This window comes from Micromonospora taraxaci, assembly GCF_007830095.1.
GTDB classification, from domain to species: domain Bacteria; phylum Actinomycetota; class Actinomycetes; order Mycobacteriales; family Micromonosporaceae; genus Micromonospora; species Micromonospora taraxaci.
The window spans coordinates 5974186-5999230 of the sequence record NZ_VIWZ01000001.1 but is presented as its reverse complement, the minus strand read 5'-3'; the positions used below and the strand labels follow the sequence as shown (position 1 = coordinate 5999230).

Genomic DNA, 25045 nt, shown 5'->3' with positions numbered 1-25045 from the left:
GAGTCACCGCCTCCGCGCGTCCATGCTCCGCGCCCACCTCGACCCCGCCGCCCTCGCCACAGCCGTCGGTGTCGACGTCAAGACCGTCACCCGGTGGCTCGCCGGCCGCGTCCCGCACCAGCGCACCCGCCTCGCCGTCGCCGACGCCCTCGGCGAAACCGAAGCCGACCTGTGGCCCCAGACCCGCCCCGACCAGGCACCCGGCGCCGAAGCCACCGCCGAGGTCGTCGCCGCCTACGCCCACCGCGCCGACATCCCCCACCACGTCTGGGCAGCCCTCCTCGCCGGCGCCACCAGCCGGATCGACCTGCTCGGCTACGCCTACCCGTTCCTCCTAGAGCTGCTGCCCAACACCATGCAACTCATCACCGACAAGGCGGCCAACGGCGCCCGGTTCCGGCTCGCATTCGCCGACCCCGACTGCCCGCACGTGGCCGAACGCGACGCCCTCGAACAGATCGGCGGCACCCTACCCGGCCGCATCCGCAACGCCCTCAACTTCTGCGAACCCCTCAACCACGTCGCGGGGGTGGAGATCGGCCTGCACACCGTGCACCTGTACAACTCGGTGTTCCGCTTCGACCACCAGATGATCGTCACCCCACACCTGTACCGCGCCCGCGGCTATCAACACCCCGCCCTGCACCTGCGCGAACTCTCACCGCACGGCATCTTCGCCGCCCACGCCGACCAGTTCGAACAGATCTGGCAAACCACCACCGCTTACGCGAAGGAGACCCGGTGACCGGCCGGCGCGACTACTACCACGACCAGGACGCCCCCACCGCGAACAGCCTTGTCCCCGGTGCTGCCGCGATCGTCACCGACACCCACGGCCGCGTCCTACTGCAACGGCGCACCGACTCCGGCAATTGGGCCCTACCCGGCGGCGCCATGGACATCGGCGAAACCCTCCAACAGTGCGCCGTCCGCGAGGTCAAAGAAGAGACCGGCCTCGACATCGAGATCACCGGCCTGCTCGGCATATACACCGACCCTGCGCACGTCATCGCATACGCCGACGGCGAGGTCCGGCAGGAGTTCACCGTCACCTACCTCGCCCGAGTCACCGCCGGCACGCTGACCGTCAGCGACGAGTCCACCGAGGTCCGCTTCATCCACCCCACCGACTTCGACCACATCCCCATCCACGACACCGTCCGCCTCCGCCTCCACCACCACGCCCAGCGCCGCGACAGCCCCTACCTCGGATAACGCCACAACCCGGCACATCTATGGGCCGGGGGGCACCCGTCTGCTGACGATCCAGCAGCGTCAGGCCACCCTGAACCTGGGCGAGGCGCAGCTGACGGTGCAGAAGGGCGGGGTGCAGGTCTCCGTCCAACGCACGTACGCCGCGCCGGGTGGCACCGTGGTGCGCTACGCGAACAACAGCATCGCCAACTCGTACCTGCTGGCTCTGGCCGGTGACCATCAGGGCAGCACGTACGCCGAGGTCGGCATGTACGACACGGCGATGCCGGTGCGGATCCGTAAGCAGGATCCGTTCGGCAACCAGCGGGGCACCGCTCCGCTCGCCGTCAACATGCAGAACAACACCGGTTTCCTCGGGGCGGTCCGTGACGACGCCTCCGGGTACACCCCGCTCGGTGCGCGTCTGTACGACCCGACAGTGGGACGGTTCCTGTCCGCGGACCCGGTCCTGGACCTGGCCGACCCGGCGCAGTCCAACGGGTACGCGTACGCCCACAACAACCCGGTGACCCACTCCGACCCGTCTGGTCTGTCGGTGGCGTTGACCGCGTCGGAGACGGCGGCGGCGCTGGCCGGCGCGGGCCTGTCGGCGGCGATGATCTCCCAGGCGCAGGCCAACATGGGCCGGTCGCTGATGTCGGTGGTGCTCGACTCGGCCTGGTACATCCTCAAGGAGTTCATCGGCATCAACGACGCCATGAACTGCTTCGGCGGTGACATGTGGGCGTGCGGCAGCTTGATCATCGGGGCGATCCCGTGGGCCAAGCTCGGCAAGATCCCGGCCGTGATGCGAGCGGTCAACCGGACGATCGACGCGATCCAGGCGTGGCGGGCAGCGAAGAGAGCCGCCGAGGCGGTGCTGGCTGCCGCCCGGGCGGCGGAGACAGCCGCGTTGAACGCCAAGAAGCTGGCGATCGAGCGGGCGAAGAAGGCCGCGCAGGCAGCCAAGAAGAAGGCCGCCGACAAGGTCAATACGACGAGCAACAAGGCGACGCAGGCCTCGAAGAAGACGGGTAACCCGGCTCAGAAACAGGCCCAGGCCAAGAGTAATCCGAAGGGTTCGTCGGCCGGATCGAGCGGTGCCGGGAAATCCGGCGGTGGCAAGAGTTCCGGCGGCGCCGGCAAGGAGGGATCCAAGTCCGGCGGCTCCTCAGGCGCCTCCTCCCGCGCCAGTGGCGGTAGCAGCAGGGCTGGCGGCGCTGGCAAGGCCAATGACGAATACACTGAGTTCTACACAGTTCAAGGACCCGATGGTGCGGCTCGGCTGAGGGCGGGAGGAGATCCTTTCCCGACCGAACCAAACAAGGCGCACTTTGGGCCGGGGGTGTACTCGTGGGGTACCCGTGGCGCCGCCGAGCGCTATGCCTCAAACAAGCCAGGCACCGAAATCATGACATTCAGGATTAGAAATCGAGACATAAAGGGTTTGGCGCAGGCTCATTTGGGTGGCATGTCAGACGACGATGCGACTTATTTCATGAACAGGTATAGCCCTTTGTGGGACGGTGACGCGAGCCATGGGCTCGACTACATATCCAGAGCAACGGGCTTGGAATCAGTGGAGCACTATTTCTCTTCCGGAGTCTTTAATCTTTTGGAGTTCGACTGAATGGGCGCGCCTAGGTCATTCCTGTACCGAGTCATCAAATCCTCATGGGGTATTCGAATCTCGATTGTCGCGCAGGCCGTCTTTCAGGAGGAGGGAGGGGTTCTAGACGGCGTTAAGGTCGTCCCTTCGGTGCCGGTAGGGCTTGCCTTCGAAGGATCTGTCGCAGAGTTGCCTCCTGCCTACAAGGAAGAATTGCGGAATGGGCTTGGGGTGGTCGCAGCCGAGATCTCCGAGAGTGTCGGTGGCCGGCCGGTGACCGTATCGGTACTGAATTTGACCTACCAAGAGTGTGATTTTCAAGTAGAAGGGCTTGCGGTTGCCATCTGTCGATGGGCAGAGCAAGAATTTGGATTAGCCTCCCATCGTGTTGACGAATCTTTCGATCGGGAACGTAATCGTTACGTCTTTGATTGGCATTGAACTGGCCGTGACGGGTGTCTGGGCGTCGCTGGCTCTTCCTGTCGTCAGGGCTGAAGACGTCGTAGTAGTATGCCGTCTATTCACTTCATGTGAATATGTGGTTATCGGTGTTCAAGTCCTGCACGTTTAGGGCCAGTTCTTGGGCCGCTCTCCCCCTGTTGGTTGCGGTCACCGGCTGCGCTGGGATCGCTGCTTAATTGGCTCACCAGTGGCAGGGGCGATGCCGATGTAGGTGGCAAAAACGTCGCACTGGGTGTGCGATCCCGTACAACTGGGGCTGCGGTGGTTAGGCTGGCCTGAGCAGGATGGTCCGCTGAGGGGGTGAGCCCGGATGGCCCAGGCCGCGTTCGCGCCGGAGCCGGCGCCGCAGCACACCGAGCCGTCGTTCGACGTGCTGCGGTGGCACGACGAGCCGTGGACTGCGCAGCTCGCCCTTGACCTGTTGCCGGAGACCAACGGCCCCAAGGTTGAGGTCCTGAGCGGAAGCGTGATCGTGACACCACACGCGGGAATCGATCATCAGGCGGTCGAGCGGGAGTTGCCGTACGTGCTGCACCGCGCTGCGCGGAAGGCCGGATTCTGGGTCTATCCGGAGATCAACGTCATCTCCGGGGATGATCTCTTCATCCCGGACATCGCTGTGCTTCGTAAGTCCGGGGGTGGCCGCGCGACGGTTCCCATTTCCGAGGCGGTGTTGTTGGGGGAGATCGTTTCGCCAGGTAATCGGCGCAAGGACGTGATCGACAGGCCTCGCGAGTACGCCGCGGTCGGGGTGCCGTTCTTTCTCCGGGTGGATCTGCGTAACCGCGTGCCGACCATGGCCCTGTTCGAGCTGTCCGACGGTGAGTACCGGCCGTTGGCCGCCGCTGCGGCGGGGAGCACCTTCGCGATGCGGGAGCCGTTCGAGTTCTCCATTGATCCGGCCGAGTTGCTGGACGAGGAGGAGCCGGCCGAGGAGGGCTGAGCCGCCTCCTGATCGACACGAGGTCGGCGAGGTGGGGGTGTCGGGTAGCGGGGTTACCGCTAGATCGGCGATGTGGTGTTGATCAAGGGCGGGCGCGAAGGTGGGCGCAGCGGGGTGGGACGGCGCGGGGGAGGGCTGAGGCTCCCAGCGGGCTTGCAGTGACGGTGGGGAAGAATGGCCCTGTGACTTCACCCCGCGATCTTGTTCTGCTCGGGTCCACAGGTTCGATCGGTACACAGGCCATCGACATCGTCCGGCGCAACCCGGACCGGTTCCGGGTGGTCGCCGTGGGTGCGGGCGGCGGCAACGTCGAGCTGCTCGCCGCGCAGGCCCTCGAACTGGGCGTCGACGCGGTCGGGGTGGCCAGGGCGTCCGCCGCGCAGGACCTCCAGCTCGCGTTCTACGCCGAGGCGAGCCGGCGCGGGTGGGCCACCGGTGACTTCAAGCTTCCCAAGATCGTGGCCGGCCCGGACGCCATGACCGAGCTGGCCCAGTGGCCGTGCGACATCGTGCTCAACGGGGTGGTCGGCTCGCTGGGCCTCGCTCCTACGCTGGCCGCGCTGGGTGCTGGTCGTACCCTCGCGCTTGCCAACAAGGAGTCGCTGGTGGCCGGCGGCCCGCTGGTCAAGGCCGCGGTGACGCGGCCGGGGCAGATCGTGCCGGTCGACTCGGAGCATTCGGCGCTGGCCCAGTGTCTGCGCTCCGGGTCGCGCGGTGAGGTGCGACGGTTGATCGTCACGGCCAGCGGCGGCCCGTTCCGGGGCCGGCGACGCGACGAGTTGACGCAGGTCACACCCGAGCAGGCGCTCGCGCACCCGACCTGGAACATGGGGCCGGTCGTCACGATCAACTCGGCGACCATGGTCAACAAGGCGCTTGAGGTGATCGAGGCGCACGAACTGTTCGACGTGCCCTACGCCGACATCGCCGTGATGGTGCACCCGCAGTCGGTGATCCACTCGATGGTCGAGTTCGTCGACGGGTCGACGATCGCCCAGGCCAGCCCACCGGACATGCGGCTGCCGATCGCGCTCGGCATGGGCTGGCCGGACCGGGTCCCCGAGGCGGCGACCGCTGTCGACTGGACGGCGTCGCACACCTGGGAGTTCGCGCCGCTGGACGACGAGGCGTTCCCGGCCGTCGCGCTGGCCAAGGCCGCCGGGGAGGCCGGTCGTAGCCGCCCGGCGATCTACAACGCGGCGAACGAGGAGTGCGTCGCGGCGTTCGTGGCGGGCCGACTGCCGTTCCTCGGCATCGTCGACACCCTCGAACGCGTGTTGGAGGAGGCTCCGGACTTCGGGGAACCAGGTACCGTCGAGGACGTGCTCGCGGCCGAGTCGTGGGCACGCGCGCACGCGCAGGAGATCATCGCGGGTTCGGTGGAAGGAGCTTGATGTCGTACCTGCTCGGGGTGGTCCTCTTCGCCCTGGCCATTCTCATCTCGGTCAGCCTGCACGAGGCGGGGCACCTGCTCACCGCCAAGGCGTTCGGGATGAAGGTCACGAAGTACTTCGTCGGCTTCGGCCCCACGATCTGGTCGTTCAAGCGGGGTGAGACCGAGTACGGCCTCAAGGGCATCCCCCTCGGCGGCTTCTGCAAGATCGTCGGGATGACGCCGCAGGACGACGACGTCGAGCCCGGCGACGAGTCCCGGGTGATGTGGCGCTACCCGGTCTGGAAGCGGACGATCGTCATGGCCGCCGGGTCGATCACGCACTTCGCGCTCGCCCTGGTCACGATCTGGATCCTCGCTGTCTCCGCCGGCCTGCCCAACCCGGACTTCCCGACCACCGACGCGCAGGCCCGCCAGGAGCCCGCCGTCATCCAGCTCAGCCAGTGCGTGGTGCCGGAGAACGCGGCGCGGGCGTGCACCTCCGCCGACGCCGCCAGCCCGGCCGCCCAGGCGCAGCTGAAGAACGGCGACCGGATCACAGCGGTCAACGGCACGACGGTCAACTCCTACGGCGACCTGCTCACCACCTTGCGGGCGCTCAAGCCCGGCGACACCGCGCAGATCGCATACGTCCGCGACGGGCAGCCGGGCACCACCAGCACCGTGCTCGCGCAGACCCAGCGTCCGCCGCTGGACAACCCGAACGGCACCGTCGCGCCGGTGGCCGCCCTCGGCGTCGGGCTCGTCCCCAGCACGCCCACCCGCGTGACGTACGGCCCGGTCGGCGCCTTCGGCGCCACCGCCGACTTCACCGGCCAGTTGGCCGTCGGCACCGTCCAGGCATTGCAGCGTCTCCCGCAGAAGGTCCCCGCCCTGTGGACCGCCCTCACCGGCGGCGAGCGTGACATCGACACCCCGATCAGCGTGGTCGGCGCCAGCCGACTCGGCGGCGAAGCGGTGGAGAACAACGCCTGGCTGGTCTTCTTCATGCTCTTCGTGTCGCTGAACTTCTTCATCGGCGTGTTCAACCTGCTGCCGCTGCTCCCGGTGGACGGCGGCCACATCGCCGTCGCCTGGTTCGAACGCGCCCGCTCCTGGATCTACAGCAAGATCGGCCGCGCCGACCCCGGCCGGGTGGACTACCTCAAACTGATGCCCTTCACGTACGCGGTGATCCTGATCGGTGGCGCGTTCACGCTGCTGACCATCGCCGCGGACGTCGTCAACCCGATCACGCTCTTCTCAAGGTGAGTGCCTGAAGTGACAGCTATCAGTCTCGGTATGCCAGCCGTGCCGCCTCCGCCGCTCGCTCCCCGTCGGGCCAGCCGCCAGATCATGGTCGGTTCGGTCCCGGTCGGTGGCGGTGCGCCGGTGTCCGTGCAGTCGATGACCACGACCCTCACCTCCGACATCAACGCCACGCTCCAGCAGATCGCCGAGCTGACCGCGTCCGGCTGCCAGATCGTCCGGGTTGCCGTGCCGTCCCAGGACGACGTCGAGGCGCTGCCCGCGATCGCCAAGAAGTCGCAGATCCCGGTGATCGCCGACATCCACTTCCAGCCCAAGTACGTCTTCGCCGCGATCGACGCCGGCTGCGCCGCGGTCCGGGTCAACCCGGGCAACATCCGCCAGTTCGACGACAAGGTCAAGGAGATCGCCCGCGCCGCGGGTGCAGCGGGGGTACCGATCCGTATCGGCGTCAACGCCGGCTCGCTGGACAAGCGGCTGCTGTCCAAGTACGGCAAGGCCACCGCCGAAGCGCTCGTCGAGTCGGCGCTCTGGGAGTGCTCGCTGTTCGAGGAGCACGGCTTCCGGGACATCAAGATCTCGGTCAAGCACAACGACCCGGTCGTGATGATCCGCGCGTACCGGCAGCTCGCCGAGCAGTGCGACTACCCGCTGCACCTCGGTGTCACCGAGGCCGGGCCGGCGTTCCAGGGCACCATCAAGTCGGCGGTCGCCTTCGGTGCGCTGCTGGCCGAGGGGATCGGCGACACCATCCGGGTGTCGCTGTCCGCGCCGCCGGTCGAGGAGATCAAGGTCGGCAACCAGATCCTGGAGTCCCTCGGTCTGCGCGAGCGCGGCCTGGAGATCGTCTCCTGCCCGTCCTGTGGGCGCGCCCAGGTGGACGTCTACAAGCTCGCCGAGGAGGTCACCGCCGGCCTGGAGGGGCTGCCGGTGCCGCTGCGGGTCGCCGTCATGGGCTGCGTCGTCAACGGTCCCGGCGAGGCCCGCGAGGCTGACCTCGGTGTCGCCTCCGGCAACGGCAAGGGCCAGATCTTCGTCAAGGGGCAGGTCGTCAAGACGGTGCCCGAGGCGCAGATCGTGGAGACGCTGATCGAGGAGGCGCTGCGGATCGCCGACGAGATGGGCGCCGAACTCCCCGAGGAGTTGCGCGGGCTGGTCACCGGCCCGACGGTCACCGTGCACTGATTTTCCACATGGAAAATGCGGCCGTTCCCCGTGCGGGGGAACGGCCGCTGTCGTCGTACCCGATGCCGTCCTGCTGCCGTGCGCGGCGCGGGTCGCGCGCGCCGGCCTGCGTCGTGCGGGCGTCGGCGCTGGTCGTGCGGACGTTGGCGTTCGGGCCGACGTTGGCGTGCGGTTGGACGTTGGCGTTCGGGTCACTCGGATTCGGCGAGGATCGCGTACAGCTTGCGGCGCGTCTCGTCGAGCACCTGGGCGGCCCGCTCGCGTTGGTCGTCGGTGCCGTTCATCATGACCTGGCGCAGAGCGTTCATCGCCTGCGCGCCGGAGTCGCGGATGTCGTGCCAACTGGTCACCGTGGTCTGGGCGACGTCCGCCCATGCCGGGGTTTGCGCGGCCTCGGTGGCCTCCGCCTGCCCGGCCTCGGTGACCGTGAACCGCTTGCGCCCGCCGCCGGACTCTTCAGTGCTGGCGACGATCACGCCCTCGTCCTCCAGTAGCTGGAGGGTGGGGTAGATCGACCCGGGGCTCGGTCGCCACGCACCGCCGGTGCGGGAGTCGATTTCCTGGATCATCTCGTAGCCGTGCATCGGCCGCTCGGTGAGCAGAGCCAGCACGGCGGCCCGGACGTTGGGGCGTCGCCCCCGACCTCTGCCGCGACCCCGGCCGCCCCAGGGGCCGCCGTGTCCGTGTTCCTGCCCGTGGCCGGGCGGCACCGGCGGGAAGCCGAAGCCTCGCATCCGCGCCTCGTGCATCGGGTGGTGCTGTCGATGGAACCTCATCAGGTTCTCCTTTTCTCCGCACTGTCGCTGATGCATCAACGATATATCGGCAATGCATCGTCGACAACCCCCGTCCTTGCAAACCGTACGTACGTCTTGCTAGCGTCCCGACCATGAGCCTGCTTCCCCCACCGGGCCCGGCCCGGATCCTCACCCTCGGAACCCTGGTCAAGACCGTCGGGCGTGGCCTCTGGCTCGTCGCGAGCGCCCTCTTCCTCACCCGATCGGTAGGCCTGTCGGCGACCCAGGTCGGCATCGGATTGACCATCTCGGCGCTCGTCGGGGTCCTGGCCAGCGCGCCGAGTGGCTACCTGGCCGACCGAGTCGGCCCGCGCGGCGTACAGGTCGGCGCGCTGGTCGTCGCCGGCACCCTCACCGTCGGCCTGATCGCCGTCCGGTCCTTCCCCACGTTCGTACTGGTGGGTGCCGCCACCGCACTCGCCGATGCGGTCGAGCGCGGCGCCCGGGGCGCGTTGATCGCCGGAGCGATCCCGGCCGACCAGCGGGTACGCACCCGCGCCTACCTGCGCGCCACCACCAACGTCGGGATCTCCGTCGGCGCGGTCCTCGGCGGCTTCGCCATCGCCGCCGACACCCGGACCGGGTACGTCGCACTGATCCTGACCACCGCAGCGGCGTCACTCGCCGCCGCACTGGTCTTCCTCCGACTGCCCAGCATCACCCCGGTCGCCGCCCCGACGCACGGCCCCCGACTGATCGCCCTACGGGACCGGCCGTTCCTGGCCTTCACCCTGGTCGACGGGCTGATGTCCATGCACTTCAGCCTGCTCACCATCGCCCTGCCGCTGTGGATCGCCGGGCACACCAAGGCACCCATCTGGATGATCTCCGCGTTGACGTTGGTCAACACCGGGCTCGTGGTCCTCCTCCAGGTACGCGCCGCGAGCGTCGCGGCCACCCTGCCCGCAGCCGCTGGCGCCGCCCGTCGAGCCGGCGTCGCCATCGCCCTGGCCTGCGTACTCTTCGCCGCCAGCGGCGCGCTCCCCACCGCCGGGGCGGTGGGCCTGCTCGGCGTCGGGTCGCTCGCCCACGTGATCGGGGAACTGTGGCACTCCGCCGCCGGCTGGGCGATCTCCTTCGGGCTCGCGCCGACGAACGCCCAGGGGCAGTACCAGGGGGCGTACGGCATGGGCTACGAACTGGGCAAGATGCTCGCCCCGGTGGTAGTGACCACCCTCGCCCTCGGCTGGGGCGTACCAGGCTGGCTGGTGCTCGGTGCGCTGTTCCTCCTGCTCGGAGCCCTCGTACCACCCGTCGTCCGGTGGGCCGAGCGGACCCGCCCCATCGGCGAGCCGGCCGAGCCGGTGCCGGCCTTGTCACTTGACCGGCGGAGCAGGGGGTCGATCTGGCAGGCTGGTAGTCGTGCTGACGGTGCCGGTACGGCAACTGGGGGAATCGGAGCGCCGCGCGGTCGAGCGTCTACTCGACCATGACCCGTTCGCGGGCGCGCAGGTCGCCGAGCGAATCGCCGCGCGCGGCCTCTCGTGGTGGCGGGCCGAAGGCAGAATCCTGGGGTACGGCGCACGCCGCAACCTGGAATCGCTGTGCTGGCTCGGCGGCAACCTGACCCCGGTGCTGGCGAGCGACGCCGCGGTGGCCGCCTTCGCCGACCTGCTCGCCGGCGAGGAGCGGCTGTGCTCCTCCATCGTCGGCCGGGCCGACGCCGTACTCGGGCTCTGGGACCGGCTCTCCGACACGTGGGGGCCAGCGCGAGACGTCCGCCCCAACCAGCCACTGCTGGCCGCTGACACCCTGCCATCCGTACCTGCCGACCCAGAAGTACGCCAGGTCCGCCCCGGTGAGGTCGACCGACTCTTCCCGGCGGCCGTAGCCATGTACACCGAGGAGGTCGGCGTATCCCCGCTGGCCGAAGACGGCGGACGCAGCTACCGCAGGCGGGTCAACGACCTGGTCCGATCCGGTCGCGCGTACGCCCGCTTCGTCGACGGCAAGGTCGTCTTCAAGGCCGAGTTGGCCGTGGTGACCAAGCGGACCGCCCAGGTCCAGGGCGTCTGGGTGGCACCCGAGTGGCGGGGCCGCGGGATCGCCACCGCCGCCATGGCAGCAGTGGTCCGCGACGCGCTGCTGCGGGTCGCTCCCACGGTCAGCCTGTACGTCAACGACTTCAACCTCCCCGCCCGCCGGGTCTACGAACGCTGCGGCTTCCAACCGATCGGCACCCTCGCGACGGTCCTGTTCTGACCGCTGGGTGCCTGGTCGTCTGTGACCGTTCCGCCCTTCCACGTTGGTAGGCGCGCGTGGTCGCGGGTCGAGTTGGCCTGTGGCAGTTGCCCGGCTCGTCGTCCTGGGCACTGCCCGGTTCGCCGTTCAGGTGGTCGAGCTGACCCGCCCGTCGCCGCAGCCGCCGACCACCGCCACCGCGAAGGCGGCAGCGGCACATCCACCCCGAGATCTTGGACAGTTTCCGTTCATGCCTAACGGAAACTGTCCAAGATCTACGGAGCTGCGCGCGACCTGCGCCTCGGGAGAACAAATGCCGCTGGCCGGCACCCGTTGTGGGGTGCCGGCCAGCGGTCGGTTGGTGCGGTGGGTCAGCTGTTCCAGTACTGGCCGACCAGGTCGGTGGCCTGCTGCTCCCACTGCGCGTACGCGTCCGGGTAAGCCGAGACCTGTACGGTCTGCGCGGCATCCGTCAGGGGCATGTCCTGCCACCCGTCGACCTGCTTCAGGCCCTTCAGGAACGCCGTCGTCGAGTAGGCCGGGTCGGTGATCTGCTCCGGCGTGCCCCAACCCGAGCTCGGGCGCTGCTGGAACAGGCCCAGCGAGTCGTGGTCGTTGGCGTCGCCGAGGTGGCCGAGGTTCTCCAGCTTCGACTCCTGCAGGCTCGTCGCGATCGAGATCACCGCGGCGCGCTCGGGGAGGCCGGCCTTCTTCGTCGCGGCGATGATCGCCTTGACGTTGGCGGTCTGCTCGTCGTTCAACGTGATGTGCGACTGCTCGCCCTGCGGCTTCGGCGCAGCCGCCTGCACCGCAACAGCGGCAGGCTTCGCGTCAACGGGGTTGGCGTGGGCGGCGATCGGACCAGCGAACACACCACCAGCGAAAGCCAGACCAGCAACAGACAGCACACTCTTACGCATGATCGTGTTCATGGGGGAAGCTCCTTCGGGGGTAAGGACACCCGCCTGAATACAGCGGGCGTGAGCACCTCGTCCGGCGCTGCAACAAAAGTCTTAGGGGTTCATCGGCGGCCTGCGAGCGGGGGGCTCGCGGCGCCGGGTCCCTGTGTAACGACCCGGGGGCCGGGGTCATTCCGGCTCCGTGGCACCCGGTGGAGCGGGGTGCCGGTCGGGGCGGGGTCCAGGTGTAACGACCCGGGGTCGGGGGTCATTCCCGGGGGTGGACCATCGCGCCGACAGGCCGTGGTCCTGCGATCGTCAGGGTGTGTAACGACCCCGACCCGGCCACGATTCCGGCCGCGAAGTGGCCCCGACCACACGCCGATACCACCCAAACGGAACAAACCGCACCAGCCAACCCCACCTCAGACCCCAAAGCACCCAGGGCGGCGGGCGGAACGCACCCAGCTCACGCATGATCCACACGACTTCGCTGATGTGGGGGTATCCGAGAGGGGTTGATACCGCGACTTCGCCGAAACGGAGTCGATCATCCCCATTCGGGAGGTTCGGGCGGCGTCACGAAGGTGATCGTCGAGGTGCGGTGATCCGTTCGGCGAGCGACCCGACCAGCCCCGGGGGGCATCGCCCGATGGCGTCATCGAGGTGTCCAGGGCGCGGCGCGGCGGATGAGGGAGACGGTCGATGCCCTGCTCAGAGCCCGGAAAATCGGTTGAGACGACGTGTCGACGCCGGCAGGCTGAAGTCTCCGCCACCCCACGTCCGGAGGACTTTCCATGCGCCTGCTCCGAGATCTGTGGGGCACCTCGACGCGTCGTATGACGATCGTGGTCATCCTGATCGTGCTCGGCGCCGCCGGTCAGGCCGGTGCGTCGGCGTTGGCCGGCGCGGTGCTGGTGCACCGCTCGACCGGTTTCTTCGCCGTGCTGGCCGCGGCGCTGGTCGCCGTGGTCCTCAGTGACCTCGCCGTGAGCCTGCTGATGGCAGGCCTGACCGCGGACTGGTCCGCCGACGTGCGCCGCCGGCTCTGCAGGGTGGCGCTCGGGCAGGACCTGCCGACCCTGGAGACCACCCCGGTGGGCGAGTTGCTCGACCGGATCGACGGGGACGTCTACCAGGTGGCGTCGGCGATCCGTAACCAGGGCACGCGGCTCGCCCAGGGCCTCTGCGTCGGTCTGTTGTCGATGGTCGTGGCGCTGGCCGTGTGGTGGCCGGCCGGGGTGGCGATGCTGCTGCTCACGGTGGTGCTCGCCGTCAGCCTGCGCCGGCCCACGGCCCGGATCGGCCCGGCCCGGATGGCCGAGGAAGAGGCGTGGTCAGACCTGGCCGCGGTCATGGAGGAGGCGGTGCACGGCCAGGACGACGTGCGGACCAGTCTGGCCCGGCCGTACGTGCTGCGGCTGTACGCGCGGCGGGCCGCCGCCGTGCTGTCCCGGGGTCGCCTGGTCTGGGTGCTGTCCGCCAAGGTGGCGTCGGCCGCGACGGCGACGATCCGGGCCGGCATCGGCGTGGTGGTGCTCGGCGGGGCCTGGGCGCTGGCCACCGGCCGGGTCGACGCCGCACGCCTCACCGCCATCTGGCTGTTGGCGTTGGCCTTCGGGGCCACCGCGGAGCATGTCAGTCGGATGGTGCCGGAGATCCAGGAGGCTCTCGGCGCGTGGGCCCGGGTGCAGTTGCTCCAGCGGGCTCGGCAGGAACCCGTCGGTGGCGCCAGCCCGACCGAGGGTGACCTGCGCATCGAGGACCTGACGTTCAGATACCAGGAGGGCGGCCGGGGGGCGGCGCTGCGCGGGCTCAGCCTGACCTTCGCGCGCGGCCGCTCGTACGCGCTGATCGGGCGGACCGGTTCGGGTAAGTCGACACTGGCGAAGGTGCTCACCAGGGCTGTCGACGTGCCAGCGGGATCGGTCTTCCTCGGCGACACCGACCTGGGTGACCTCGACGTCGAGCAACTGCGCCGCTGGGTGGCACTCGTGCCGCAGCGTACGGAGATCCTCGCCGGCACGCTCGCCGAGAACGTCGCACTCTTCGACCCGGACCTGCTCGACGCGGCAGCCCGGGCGCTCGACGAGCTGGGCCTGGCGGGCTGGATCGCCGAGTTGCCGGACGGCTTGGCGACCCGGCTGGGGGAGGGAGGGCACGTGCTCTCCGCCGGTCAGGAGCAGCTGGTGGCGTTCGCCCGGATCCTGGTCCGTGACCCCCATGTGGTGATCCTCGACGAGGCCACCGCACGCCTCGACCCGGTGACCGAGGCGCGGGTGCAGCGAGCCACCGAACGGCTGCTGCGCGACCGGATCGGGATCGTCATCGCCCACCGGCTCTCCTCGGTTCGCCGCTGCGACGAGGTGGTGGTGCTGGCCGACGGCGCGGTGGTGGAGGCCGGCCCGCTGGAGACGTCGACGCGCTTCGCCGAACTGCTGGCCACCAGTCACGCTGCCGCCTACGCCACGGCGGCAACGGCCGGCCGCGCCGGCGGCGGCACCGATCTGCTGGTCGGTCCCGACCCGGCCCGGGACTGGCCAACCGACCCGGCGAGCGCGTGGGCCGAGTCGAACAAGCAGACCGTGCCGGCCGAGCCGGACGAGCAGATCGAGCCGACGACCACGCGGGTTGAGCTGGCCGGGTCGACACCCGCGACGTCCGGGGTGACCCGCGCCGACCCGCCACCACTGCCGCCCGTGCCGCCGGCCCGGACGTTGCGGGAGATCTTCCGGCTCTGCCTCAACGACCCCCGGTACGGGATGGCCGCGATCGGGCTGTTCCTCGGGCTCAGCCTGCTGGGGCTGGACGGGCCGGTGCTCCCCTGGCTCTGGGCCGATCTGGTCGACGGGACCGGCAGCCCGTACCTGCCGGCGATGGGGATCGTGGCCGGGTTGCTGATCACCATGCCGCTGCCGTACTACACCCACGTCTGGTTCCCGGGCTGGTGGGTGCGGCAGATGCTGCGGATCGGTCTGCGCCTGGTGCACGGTCAGACCGGGCCGCGCCGGGTCAGCTCGCACACCCCGGCCGAGGTCGTGGCGCAGGGCGGCGACACCGAGCGGGTGGTCCAGCTCGCCGACAACGTGCTGGACCAGGCGGTCGCGCTGGTCCTGGTCGTCGCCATGACGGCGGTCACCGGCAGTGTCGTGCCGGGGCTGTTCTTCCTCGGGACGATGGTCGTCTCCGGGCTGGCCGCGACGCTGTTCGGGCCGAAGCTCGAACGTGCGGCGCGGGCCACGGTGGCGGCGCGGGCTGCGTTCGCCACGGCGCTGGTCTCCGCGCTGTCCGCGGCGCGGACGGTGAAGCTCGCCGGTGCGACCACGGCGGTGCTACGCCATCTGGCCAGCCTGGACGTGCTGCGCAGCGACCGGCAGCGGCGGGAGATCTCGGCGCAGGTGTGGGCGCGTTCCACGCCCTCGATGGCGAGCGGGCTGTTGCCGATCGGCGCGTGGGCGCTCTACCTGGGCGGCGGACTTTCCGCCGGGGCGGTGCTGGTGGCCGTCTCCACGCTGGGCGCGGCCCGCTGGTTCGCCTGGACCACCGCGTCGTTGATCTCGCAGCTGCCGTCGGCGCGGGTCTGGACCCGGCGCACGGCGGCGATGACCGGAGTGAGCGCGTACTCCGCTGGGGTTCCGGCTGTCGACCTGGCCGCCGGGACGGCGCCGGCGCCGACGCCACCACCCCGGCATCCGCTGCGCCGCCTGGAGCTGCGCGACTTCGGAGTGGTGCACTCCGACGGTACGGTGGCCGTCCGGAATGTCGACCTGACCGTGCAGCGTGGGCAGTTGGTGCTGGTGGTCGGGCCGGTGGGGTCGGGCAAGTCCTCGTTGCTGCGGGCGCTGGCCGGGATCGTGCACCACACCGGTGAGCTGGCCTGGAACGGTGACCCGGTCACCGAGCCGGAGTTGTTCCTGCGCCCCAACCAGGTCGGCTACGTCGGCCAGTTGCCCCGGGTGTTGTCCGGCACGGTCGCCGACAACATCGCGCTCGGGCACCAGGTCGACGCGGCGGGCGCGGTCAGCACCGCCCAGCTCGACCATGACCTGGTCGCCGCCGGCGGTGGGCTCGGTCTGCTCATCGGGCACAAGGGCACCCGGCTCTCCGGCGGGCAGTTGCAGCGGTTGGCGCTGGCCCGCGCGCTGGCACCGCGTACCGAACTGTTGGTCGCCGACGACGTGTCGTCGGCGCTGGACGTCACCACGGAGCTGGCGTTGTGGCAGGCGTTGCGCGACCACGGGGTGACAGTGGTCGGCTCGACCGCGAAGCGGGCGGCGCTGGTCCGGGCCGACCATGTGGTGGTGTTGCTCGGCGGGGCGGTCGCGGCCCAGGGCACCTGGCAGGAGCTGGAGGGCGACTGGTCGCACCTGGCCGGCTGACGGTCGGGCGGTTGCCGGGGTACGGCAGCCGCCCGACCACGTCAGGTGTCAGTAGGCGCGGGCGTACTGGTCAGGCCCGCTGTACGTGACGCCGAGCTTCGCGGCGGCCCGGCGCGGCCAGTACGGGTCGCGCAGCAGTTCCCGGCCGAGCAACACCAGGTCGGCTTCGCCGCTGGCAACGATCTGCTCGGCGTGCTCGGGCTCGACGATCAGGCCCACCGCGCCGGTCGGCACGCCGGCCTCGCGGCGGATCTGGGCGGCCAGCGGCACCTGGTAGCCGGGACCGAGCGGGATGCGCTGCTCGACGCTGACGCCCCCGGACGACGCGTCGACCAGGTCGACGCCGACGCTGGCCAACTCGCCGGCCAGCACCACGCTGTCCTCGATCGTCCAGCCGCCCTCGACCCAGTCGGTGGCGGAGATCCGGGTCAGCACCGGCACGTCCTCGCCGACCGCGGCGCGTACCGCGCGGGCCACCTCCAGGGTGAGCCGCATCCGGGCGGTCCGGTCGCCGCCGTACGAGTCGGTGCGGTGGTTGGTCAGCGGCGACAGGAACTCGTTGAGCAGGTAGCCGTGCGCGGCGTGGATCTCCACGACGGTGAAGCCGGCGTCCAGCGACCGCTCGGCGGCGGTCGCGAACGCCTCGACCACACCGGCGATGCCGGCCTCGTCGAGGCTGGTCGGCGTCCGGTAGCCGGCGGTGAACGCCTCGGAGCCGGGCGCGACGGGCGTCCATCCGCCCTCGGCGTCCGGCACACCGCCGCGTTCCGGTGCCCACGGCCGGTACGTGGAGGCCTTGAACCCGGCGTGCGCGAGCTGCACGGCCGGCACCGCGCCGTGGGCGGCGACGAACGCGGTCACCGGACGCCAGGCGTCGACGTGGGCGCCGGACCACAGCCCGGTGTCCTGGGGGCTGATCCGGCCCTCGGGGAGTACGGCCGTCGCCTCGGTCATCACCAGACCGGCGCCGCCGACCGCGCGACTGCCGAGGTGGGTCAGGTGCCAGTCGGTGGGCAGACCGTCAGGGCCGGAAGAGTACTGGCACATCGGGGCCATGGCGATCCGGTTGGGCAGTGTGACGCCACGCAGGGCCAGGGGGGTGAACAGGGAGCTCATGGGGGACATCCTCTCGAAACGGCAAAGGCGACGGGCCCCCGGGGAGAGGGGCCCGTCGCCGTACCGGGTGATGTGGTCAGGCAGGAACAGGGGTCAGGTCGGGCCGGGTCTCCGCGACCGGCTCCGGCTCGGTCAGGTCGCGTCGACCGGCGGACTCGTACGCGACCCGGTCGAGGGTGCCCTCGCGGGCGGCGACGACGGTCGGCACCAGAGCCTGCCCGGCCACGTTGGTGGCGGTGCGGATCATGTCCAGGATCGGGTCGATGGCCAGCAGCAGGCCGGCGCCGGCGAGCGGCAGGCCCAGCGTGCTGAGGGTCAGGGTCAGCATCACGATCGCGCCGGTCAGGCCGGCGGTGGCCGCCGAGCCGACCACCGAGACGAAGGCGATCAGCAGGTAGTCGGTCAGGCCGAGCTGCACACCGAACACCTGGGCCACGAAGATCGCGGCGAGTGCCGGGTAGATGGCGGCGCAACCGTCCATCTTCGTGGTGGCGCCAAACGGCACCGCGAACGAGGCGTACTCGCGGGGCACGCCGAGACGCTCGACGGAACGCTGGGTCACCGGCATGGTGCCCACCGAGGAGCGGGACACGAACGCCAGCTCGATGGCCGGCCAGGCACCGGCGAAGAAGCGCAGCGGGTTGAGCCGGCCGGCGAGGATCAGCACCAGCGGGTAGACGACGAACAGCACGATGGCGCAGCCGACGTAGACGGCGGTGGTGAACTTCGCGAGGGGGGCCAGCAGGTCCCAGCCGTACGAGGCGACGGCGTTGCCGATCAGGCCGAGGGTGCCGATCGGGGCGAGGCGGATGACCCACCAGAGCGCCTTCTGGACGATCTCCAGCAGGGAGCGGTTCAACGCCACGAACGGCTCGGCGGCTTCGCCGACCAGCAGGGCGGCGGCACCCACGACGACGGCGAGGAAGACGATCTGGAGGACGTTGCCCTCGACGAACGCGCCGATCGGGTTGGTGGGCACGATGCCGGTGAGGAAGTCGGTCCACGAGCCGGTCTTCTTCGGTGCGGCAGCGCCACCCAGGTCGAGGCTCACGCCCCGGCCGGGGTTGGTGAGCAGGCCGAGCCCGATGCCGATGCTCACCGCGATCAGGGCGGTGATGCCGAACCACATCAGCGTCTTGAGGGCGAGCCGGGCGGCGTTGGCGACACCGCGCAGGCTGACCACGCTGACCACGATGGCGGTGAAGACCAACGGCGGCACGGCCAGCTTGAGGAGCTGGACGAAGAGGCTACCGACGGTGTGCAGGGTGCTGGTCAGCCAGCTCAGGTCGTTGGTGCGGGCCAGGAAGCCCAGCGCGACGCCGAGCACGAGGCCGAGCAGGATCTGCACGGAGAAGGGAATCTTGCGCAGGCTGAAGGGCATGTTCTATCCATTTGTCCGGTCTGATTCAGGGCAGGCGTGAAAGCGCGGCTAGCCCGGACAGATGCCACTGGCCTGCAGTCGGAGATCGACATACAGGCGGACAGTGAGGCCCCAGACATTGGTCATCTTCGCCGACGTTACGCCGATTTCCGCTCATCGGAAGGAGCGGTCGGCGTGAGGCTCCTTACAGCGGTTGAACTTTCCGCTGCCAGGGCCAGTGCGGTGGCGGTGGCCACACCCCACAGCACGGCGAGTGCGAGGATCAGCCGTTCCAGCACGCCCACGAACGTGCCCCGACCGAGGACGAGCATCGCCAACCCCACGGCGGCGCAGAGCGGCAGGGCCAGCGCGGCGGCCGGGCCGGCCAGTCGGCGTACCGCCGGGCCCGCCGGCCCGGACACGGCCAGCGCGACCATGGCGAAGACCACCGCCGCGGTCGCCGCGATGCTCGCGCCGCCGTGCACCAGATCCGCCACCGTCGCACGCTCGAACGGCGGCAACGGGCAGCCGGCGGAGCAGGTCACCGCCCCGGACACGGCGGTGAAGACCGCGCCGGTGGCGAGCAGCGCCGGGGCCGCCCACACCCCGGGGGGCAGCGCCGCGCCGATCAGCAGCAGCGCGGCGGCAAGAGCGAGGATCCCGATCCGGTACGTCAGGGCGTGCGCGCTGCCGGCGATGCCCGCCTCGCTGACGTACCCGGTGAGCCCAGGACCGGGACCAGCGACCACGGCGACCGTCACCGCTGCCGCACCGGCCACCGCGCACCCGGCCGCGGCGGACCCGGCGACCCGGCGGGCGACGTCGGCGCGGACCGTCGGCGCGGTCGTGGTGCCGGGCCGACCCGGCTCAACCACGCCCGTGCGGCGTGCCCCAGCCGGACTCGTCCGGCCCGAGCGGCACAATTCCGGTCGGGTTGATCTCCCGATGGGTGGCGTAGTAGTGCCGCTTGATGTGGTCGAAGTCGACCGTCTCGCCGAAGCCCGGGGTCTGGAACAGGTCCCGTGCGTACGCCCACAGCACCGGCATCTCGGTCAGCTTGCCGCGGTTGCACTTGAAGTGCCCGTGGTACGCGGCGTCGAAGCGGACCAGCGTGGTGAACAGCCGCACGTCGGCCTCGGTGATCGCGTCGCCCATCAGGTAGCGCTGCCCGGCCAGGCGTTCGGAGAGGACGTCCAGTCGGGCGAAGAGAGCCCGGAACGCCTCGTCGTACGCCTCCTGGGAGGTGGCGAACCCGCACCGGTAGACGCCGTTGTTGACGTCGGTGTGGATTTCGGCCATCAGCGCGTCCATCTCGGGACGCAGTTCCTCCGGGTAGAGGTCCGGCGCCCCCGCACGGTGCAGCGACCGCCACTCCGTCGAGAAGTCGAGGGTGAGCTGCGGATAGTCGTTGGTGACGACCCGGCCGGTCAGGGTGTCCACCAGCGCCGGCACCGTCACCCGGCCGGTGTAGTCCGGGTCGGTGGCCAGGTACGCCTCGGACAGGAAGCTCACGCCGAGGACCGGGTCGAAGCCGTCCGGGTCGAGGGCGAACGCCCAGCCCCGCTCGTCCCGGATCGGGTCGACGGTGCCCAGCGAGATCGCGTCGTCCAGCCCGAGCAGGCCGCGCACGATCCTCGCCCGGTGCGCCCACGGGCAGGCCCGGCACCAGATCAGCCGGTACCGGCCGGCCTCCAGCGGCCAGCGGTCCTGCTCGTCCGGACCGCCGCCGGGCGGCGAGGTCGAGTCGGCGGTGACCCGCCCGGTGAATCGGTTGGGCTGACGGACGAACGCGCCGCCGCCGCTGGTCTCTGCGCTGAACTGGGCCCGGGCCATGCCGTCAACCTATCCGCTGCCGGCGCGGATATCCTGGCGCCCGGTAGCCCCCGCGACCCGGTGGGCGTGCCCCCACCCCCCGCCGTCTGCACCCCCGAAGGACTCGCGATGACAGTGGCATACCTGGTGGCCGGTGTTCGTACCCCGATCGGCCGGTACGCCGGCGCGCTGGCCGGCGTCCGCCCCGACGACCTGGCCGCGCACGTGATCCGCGAGCTGGTCGCCCGGCACCCCTCGGTGGACTGGGCGCGGGTGGACGACGTCGTGCTCGGCTGCGCCAACCAGGCCGGCGAGGACAACCGCAACGTCGCCCGGATGGCGGCGCTGCTGGCCGGCCTGCCCGAGGAGGTGCCGGGCAGCACCGTCAACCGGCTCTGCGGCTCCGGTCTGGACGCCCTCGCCACCGCCGCCCGGTCCATCGTCGCCGGCGACGCCGAGATGGTGATCGCCGGCGGGGTGGAGAGCATGAGCCGTGCGCCGTTCGTCATGCCGAAGGCGACGTCGGCGTACTCCCGGTCGGCCGAGGTGTACGACACCACCCTGGGTTGGCGGTTGGTGAACCCGCTGATGCGCGACGGCTGGGGCGTCGACTCGATGCCGGAGACGGCGGAGAACGTCGCCGCCGAGTACGGCGTCAGCCGGGCCGAGCAGGACGCCTTCGCGTACCGCTCGCAGCAGCGCGCCGCCAAGGCGCAGGCCGACGGCCGGTTCGCCGAGGAGATTGTGGCGGTGTCCGTGCCCGCCGGCCGTCGGGAGACCCGGCTGGTCGCTGTCGACGAGCACCCCCGCGAGACCTCGCTGGACAAGCTCGCGGCGCTGCCGACCCCGTTCCGCGACGGCGGCACGGTGACCGCCGGCAACTCGTCGGGCGTCAACGACGGAGCTGTCGCTCTGCTGGTCGCCAGCGAGGCGGCGGTGCAGCGGTACGGCCTGACGCCACTGGCCCGGGTCCGCGGCGCGGCGGCGGCCGGCGTACCGCCCCGGATCATGGGCATCGGCCCGGTGCCGGCGACCCGCAAGCTGCTCGACCGGGTCGGCGTCGAGGTGGGCGCGGTGGACGTGGTGGAGCTGAACGAGGCGTTCGCCGCCCAGTCCGTGGCGGTGCTGCGGGAGCTGGGGCTACCCGTGGACGCCGAACACGTCAACCCGAACGGCGGCGCGATCGCGCTGGGGCACCCGCTCGGGGCCAGCGGTGCGCGCCTGGCGCTGACCGCCGCCCTGGAGTTGCGTCGTCGCGGCGGTCGCCGGGCTCTGGCCACCATGTGCATCGGCGTCGGTCAAGGCATCTCGCTGTTGCTGGAGTCAGCCGCCTAGAGTGGTCCACACCACACGACCCGCGGGTCTGCCGGTGGTCGCGCACGTCCGTCGACGCCGGTGCCGTCCCGCGCCGCGGCGACGAACTGGGGAGCACACTGATGCCCGACGGACTGCCGACCGAGATCGATCTGACCAGGCCGAGTGCGGCCCGGGTGTACGACTACTTCCTTGGCGGGGCGCACAACTTCGAGATCGACCGGCAGTTGGCCGAACAGATCGCGAGCATGACCCCGAACCTCGCCGCCACCATGCGGTCCGGCCGTGAGTTCCTGCGCCGGGCCGTCCGGGTGCTGCTCGACGCCGGCATCGACCAGTTCCTCGACATCGGCTCCGGAATTCCCACCGTCGGCAACGTGCACGAGGTGGCCCAGGGGGTCAACCCCAAGGCCCGGGTGGTGTACGTCGACATCGACCCGGTCGCGGTCGCCCACAGCCGGGAGTTGCTCGCGGGTAACGAGCTGACCGGGGTCATCCACGCCGACCTGCGCGAGCCGGAGCGCATCCTCGCCGAGACCCGGCAGCTCGGGCTGATCGACTTCAGTCGACCGATAGGCATCCTGCTGGCCGGGGTGGTGCACTTCATCCCCGACAGCGACGGGCCCGAGGAGATCCTGGCCACCCTGCGGGCCGCCGCCGCACCGGGCAGCTTCCTGGTCCTCTCGCACTCCACATTCGAGGACCAGCCACAGGAGATGCTGGACGCCCAGCGACTCTCCGCCCGAACGGACACCGAGATCACCCTGCGCTCCCGCGCCCAGGTGACCGGCTTCTTCGGCGACTGGACCGTCCTGGAGCCGGGCGTGGTGCACATGCCGCTCTGGCGTCCCGACTCACCGTCCGACGTGGACGAGCACCCGGAGCGGTTCGGCGCCTTCGGTGGCGTCGCCCGGTACGACCAGCCCGCCGGCTGATCCCATGGCCGCCGTCCCGGATCCCGCCGGGGTTCATGCCGGCCGGGACCCCGCCGGGGTCGATGCCGGCCGGGACCCCGCCGGGGTCGATGCCGGCCGGGCCGACGCCCAGGGGTACGCCGCCGACTGGGCCCGCGCGGTACGCCGCCTCGGTTTCGTGCCGCTCAGCGCGGCCGAGACCGAGCGGCTGCTGCTGGTGCACACGGTCCGGCTGGCGCAGGCGGTACGGGCGGAGCCGTTCACCGCCCGCCCCGCCGAGGAGGTCGGCGCGGCGCTGGTGGAGGCGCACCTGACCGAGCCGCAGGCCCTGGACTGGACGGTGCACGCCCTCGGTGCGGACTTCCCGCGCCGGGTGCTGGCGGCCACCGACCGGCCGGCGGACGTCGCCGACCGGATGGCGGCGTTGCAGGGCGGGCTGGCCGCCGGATTCGCCCGGGCGCTCCGCGACCGCACGTTCAGCCAGCAGGAGCGGATCGCCCGTTCGGCCTGGCAGGCCCGCGACGAGGTCGAGCAGGCGCTGCGCGACAGCGAGGCGCGTTTTCGGGCCGTCTTCACCGGTGCCGCGATCGGGATCGGCATCGCCGACGTCGACGGCCGGATCGTCGATGTCAACCAGGCATTCGCCGACATGCTCGGCTACTCGATCGAGGAGCTGTGCGAGACCAACGTGGCGTCGTTGTTCCACGCCGACGACGCCGTCGGCATGTGGGAGCTGTACCAGGAGCTGGTCGAGGGCAAGCATGAATCCGCCCGGGTGGAGAAGCGTTACCACCGCAAGGACGGCAGCATGGTCTGGACCGACCTGGCCGTCTCGCTGATCCGCCACGACGACGGTAGGCCCCGCTACACCGTTGCGATGATCGAGGACATCACCCAGCGCTACGAACTCCAGCAGCGGCTGCGTTTCCAGGCGCTGCACGACCCACTGACCGGGTTGCCCAACCGGACGTTGTTCTTCGAGACGCTGGGTCGGGTCCTCGACGGCGCGGGAACCGGGCAGCGGGTAGGGGTGTGCTTCCTCGACCTGGACGGCTTCAAGGCGATCAACGACAGCCTCGGTCACGACCTCGGTGACCAGCTGCTGGTGATGATCGGCCGGCGGTTGAACGCGTGCGTGGCCGACCACGGCCACCTGGTCGCCCGGATGGGTGGCGACGAGTTCGTGATCCTCGTCGACGGAGGAGACGACGTCGACGACGCGGTGGCCGTCGCGGAGGCGGCGCTGTCCGCCGTCGCGGCCCCGGTGCACGTCGGCGACCACCAGTTGGCCGTCTCCGCCAGCGTGGGCATCGTGCAGTGCCCGGCGGAGGAGACCAGCCCGTCGGAGCTGATGAAGGCCGCGGACACCACGCTCTACTGGGCGAAGGCGGCGGGCCGGGGCCAGTGGGCGGTCTACGACCCGGAGCGCAGCGCCCGGGACATCGCCCGGTCGGCGCTGGTCGCCGGGCTGCCCGCCGCGCTGGACCGGGGCGAGTTCGTCCTGCACTACCAACCGATCGTGTCGCTGCTGGAGGGCAGCATGCTCGCGGTGGAGGCGCTGGTCCGCTGGGAGCACCCGGAGCTGGGCCTGATCGGACCGGACCGGTTCATCGGCCTGGCCGAGGAGACCGGCTTGATCGTCCGACTCGGGGAGTGGGTGCTCCGGCAGGCCTGTCACGACGCTGAGCGGTGGTGGCGGGAGTTCCCCGACGCCCGGCTGGTGGTCAGCGTCAACCTGGCCGCGCGACAGGCCGACGACCCGACGATCGTGGAGACCGTGGCGGACGCCCTGCACACCAGCGGACTGCCCGCGGACCTGCTCCAACTGGAACTGACCGAGAGTGCGGTGATGGGCAGCGCCGACGAGCCGTTGCGCAGCCTGTACCGGCTCGCCGCGCTGGGTGTCCGGCTGGCCGTGGACGACTTCGGCACCGGGTACTCCAACCTCGCGTACCTGCGGCGGCTGCCGATCCACTGCCTGAAACTCGCCGGGCCGTTCGTCGAGGGCATCCGCGCCGACAATGCTGCCGACCACCGCGACGAACGCATCGTCGACGCGCTGGTCCGGTTGGCGCATGCGTTGGAGTTGTGGGTGACCGCCGAGGCGGTCGAGACCGGGGAGCAGGCGGAACGGTTGCGGGCGCTGCGCTGCGACACCGGGCAGGGCCGGTTCTTCGGCGCCCCGGCCCCGGCCGGTGTGATCACCGCCCGGCTGCGTGGCGATGTGTCGGTGTGAGCG

At 70.6% G+C, this 25045-nt stretch carries 19 protein-coding genes and 1 pseudogene; 14 read left to right on the top strand and 6 right to left on the bottom strand.

What is annotated here, in order from left to right; translation table 11 throughout:
* Positions 1 to 22: 22 nt before the first annotated feature.
* From FHU34_RS27120 to ispG, 8 genes and pseudogenes are all read left to right on the top strand, one after another.
* Positions 23 to 745, top strand: coding sequence for a helix-turn-helix domain-containing protein (locus FHU34_RS27120; protein WP_244312012.1), 723 nt, complete (start codon positions 23 to 25; stop codon positions 743 to 745).
* A complete protein-coding gene (locus FHU34_RS27115; RefSeq protein WP_145785046.1) occupies positions 742 to 1215 on the top strand; it encodes an NUDIX domain-containing protein in 474 nt (157 codons plus the stop codon). The genes FHU34_RS27120 and FHU34_RS27115 overlap by 4 nt, the downstream gene beginning before the upstream one ends.
* A gap of 4 nt (positions 1216 to 1219) precedes the next feature.
* Positions 1220 to 2408 (top strand): annotated as a pseudogene (locus FHU34_RS27110) (RHS repeat-associated core domain-containing protein); the annotation flags it as partial.
* A gap of 545 nt (positions 2409 to 2953) precedes the next feature.
* Complete coding sequence (locus FHU34_RS27105) at positions 2954 to 3244, top strand: hypothetical protein (protein ID WP_145785044.1); 291 nt, start codon at positions 2954 to 2956, stop codon at positions 3242 to 3244.
* A gap of 331 nt (positions 3245 to 3575) precedes the next feature.
* Positions 3576 to 4208 (top strand): Uma2 family endonuclease, encoded by a 633-nt coding sequence (locus FHU34_RS27100; RefSeq protein ID WP_145785043.1) that lies wholly within the window; start codon positions 3576 to 3578, stop codon positions 4206 to 4208.
* Between the two features lie 182 nt (positions 4209 to 4390).
* Positions 4391 to 5602, top strand: a complete 1212-nt coding sequence (gene dxr / locus FHU34_RS27095; RefSeq protein WP_145785042.1) for a 1-deoxy-D-xylulose-5-phosphate reductoisomerase — start codon at positions 4391 to 4393, stop codon at positions 5600 to 5602.
* A complete protein-coding gene (locus tag FHU34_RS27090; protein ID WP_145785041.1) occupies positions 5602 to 6852 on the top strand; it encodes a M50 family metallopeptidase in 1251 nt (416 codons plus the stop codon). The genes dxr and FHU34_RS27090 overlap by 1 nt, the downstream gene beginning before the upstream one ends.
* A 9-nt stretch (positions 6853 to 6861) precedes the next feature.
* Positions 6862 to 8034, top strand: a complete 1173-nt coding sequence (gene ispG / locus FHU34_RS27085; RefSeq protein WP_112588507.1) for a flavodoxin-dependent (E)-4-hydroxy-3-methylbut-2-enyl-diphosphate synthase — start codon at positions 6862 to 6864, stop codon at positions 8032 to 8034.
* Between the two features lie 191 nt (positions 8035 to 8225).
* Here ispG and FHU34_RS27080 read toward each other — a convergent pair whose 3' ends face one another.
* Entirely contained in the window at positions 8226 to 8810 is a 585-nt protein-coding gene (locus FHU34_RS27080) for a PadR family transcriptional regulator (protein ID WP_145785040.1), read from the bottom strand.
* Positions 8811 to 8923: 113 nt separating this feature from the next.
* Between FHU34_RS27080 and FHU34_RS27075 the strand changes: the two genes are divergently transcribed.
* Together FHU34_RS27075 and FHU34_RS27070 are read left to right on the top strand one after the other, a co-directional pair.
* Positions 8924 to 10264, top strand: coding sequence for an MFS transporter (locus FHU34_RS27075; protein WP_145785039.1), 1341 nt, complete (start codon positions 8924 to 8926; stop codon positions 10262 to 10264).
* Entirely contained in the window at positions 10194 to 11033 is an 840-nt protein-coding gene (locus FHU34_RS27070; RefSeq protein WP_145785038.1) for a GNAT family N-acetyltransferase, read from the top strand. Before FHU34_RS27075 ends, FHU34_RS27070 begins: the two co-directional genes overlap by 71 nt.
* A 350-nt stretch (positions 11034 to 11383) precedes the next feature.
* On the opposite strand, the gene FHU34_RS27065 is transcribed toward FHU34_RS27070, so the two are convergent.
* The gene (locus FHU34_RS27065) at positions 11384 to 11944 is read right to left on the bottom strand and encodes a hypothetical protein (protein ID WP_145785037.1); all 561 of its coding nucleotides are present in this window, start codon (positions 11942 to 11944) and stop codon (positions 11384 to 11386) included.
* Between the two features lie 764 nt (positions 11945 to 12708).
* On the opposite strand from FHU34_RS27065, the gene FHU34_RS27060 reads away from it, so the two are divergent.
* Entirely contained in the window at positions 12709 to 16290 is a 3582-nt protein-coding gene (locus FHU34_RS27060) for an ABC transporter ATP-binding protein (protein WP_145785036.1), read from the top strand.
* 48 nt (positions 16291 to 16338) lie between these two features.
* On the opposite strand, the gene FHU34_RS27055 is transcribed toward FHU34_RS27060, so the two are convergent.
* From FHU34_RS27055 to FHU34_RS27040, 4 genes are all read right to left on the bottom strand, one after another.
* Positions 16339 to 17406 carry an NADH:flavin oxidoreductase/NADH oxidase gene (locus FHU34_RS27055; protein ID WP_145785035.1) on the bottom strand — a complete coding sequence of 356 codons (1068 nt, stop codon included), beginning with the start codon at positions 17404 to 17406 and terminating at the stop codon, positions 16339 to 16341.
* 76 nt (positions 17407 to 17482) lie between these two features.
* Positions 17483 to 18775, bottom strand: coding sequence for a dicarboxylate/amino acid:cation symporter (locus FHU34_RS27050; protein ID WP_208745213.1), 1293 nt, complete (start codon positions 18773 to 18775; stop codon positions 17483 to 17485).
* A 149-nt stretch (positions 18776 to 18924) separates the two neighbouring features.
* Positions 18925 to 19641, bottom strand: a complete 717-nt coding sequence (locus tag FHU34_RS27045) for a DUF998 domain-containing protein (RefSeq protein ID WP_145785033.1) — start codon at positions 19639 to 19641, stop codon at positions 18925 to 18927.
* Complete coding sequence (locus FHU34_RS27040) at positions 19634 to 20599, bottom strand: glutathione S-transferase family protein (protein ID WP_145785032.1); 966 nt, start codon at positions 20597 to 20599, stop codon at positions 19634 to 19636. The genes FHU34_RS27045 and FHU34_RS27040 overlap by 8 nt, the downstream gene beginning before the upstream one ends.
* 108 nt (positions 20600 to 20707) lie before the next feature.
* Here FHU34_RS27040 and pcaF point away from each other — a divergent pair, with 108 nt between their 5' ends.
* The 3 genes from pcaF (at position 20708) to FHU34_RS27025 (ending at position 25042) form a co-directional block, all read left to right on the top strand.
* A complete protein-coding gene (pcaF, locus tag FHU34_RS27035) occupies positions 20708 to 21913 on the top strand; it encodes a 3-oxoadipyl-CoA thiolase (RefSeq protein WP_145785031.1) in 1206 nt (401 codons plus the stop codon).
* A 101-nt stretch (positions 21914 to 22014) separates the two neighbouring features.
* Positions 22015 to 22827 carry an SAM-dependent methyltransferase gene (locus FHU34_RS27030; RefSeq protein WP_145785030.1) on the top strand — a complete coding sequence of 271 codons (813 nt, stop codon included), beginning with the start codon at positions 22015 to 22017 and terminating at the stop codon, positions 22825 to 22827.
* Between the two features lie 4 nt (positions 22828 to 22831).
* Positions 22832 to 25042: a putative bifunctional diguanylate cyclase/phosphodiesterase gene (locus tag FHU34_RS27025; RefSeq protein WP_145785029.1), complete on the top strand. Its 2211-nt coding sequence runs from the start codon at positions 22832 to 22834 to the stop codon at positions 25040 to 25042.
* Positions 25043 to 25045 lie beyond the last annotated feature (3 nt).

Coding starts and splice junctions, on each gene's coding strand:
- pcaF (WP_145785031.1), top strand. CDS start 20,708: ATGACAGTGGCATACCTGGTGGCCGGTGTTCGTACCCCGATCGGCCGG.
- FHU34_RS27040 (WP_145785032.1), bottom strand. CDS start 20,599: ATGGCCCGGGCCCAGTTCAGCGCAGAGACCAGCGGCGGCGGCGCGTTC.
- FHU34_RS27080 (WP_145785040.1), bottom strand. CDS start 8,810: ATGAGGTTCCATCGACAGCACCACCCGATGCACGAGGCGCGGATGCGA.
- FHU34_RS27055 (WP_145785035.1), bottom strand. CDS start 17,406: ATGAGCTCCCTGTTCACCCCCCTGGCCCTGCGTGGCGTCACACTGCCC.
- FHU34_RS27100 (WP_145785043.1), top strand. CDS start 3,576: ATGGCCCAGGCCGCGTTCGCGCCGGAGCCGGCGCCGCAGCACACCGAG.
- FHU34_RS27120 (WP_244312012.1), top strand. CDS start 23: ATGCTCCGCGCCCACCTCGACCCCGCCGCCCTCGCCACAGCCGTCGGT.
- FHU34_RS27030 (WP_145785030.1), top strand. CDS start 22,015: ATGCCCGACGGACTGCCGACCGAGATCGATCTGACCAGGCCGAGTGCG.
- FHU34_RS27075 (WP_145785039.1), top strand. CDS start 8,924: ATGAGCCTGCTTCCCCCACCGGGCCCGGCCCGGATCCTCACCCTCGGA.
- FHU34_RS27025 (WP_145785029.1), top strand. CDS start 22,832: ATGGCCGCCGTCCCGGATCCCGCCGGGGTTCATGCCGGCCGGGACCCC.
- FHU34_RS27060 (WP_145785036.1), top strand. CDS start 12,709: ATGCGCCTGCTCCGAGATCTGTGGGGCACCTCGACGCGTCGTATGACG.
- FHU34_RS27090 (WP_145785041.1), top strand. CDS start 5,602: ATGTCGTACCTGCTCGGGGTGGTCCTCTTCGCCCTGGCCATTCTCATC.
- FHU34_RS27065 (WP_145785037.1), bottom strand. CDS start 11,944: ATGAACACGATCATGCGTAAGAGTGTGCTGTCTGTTGCTGGTCTGGCT.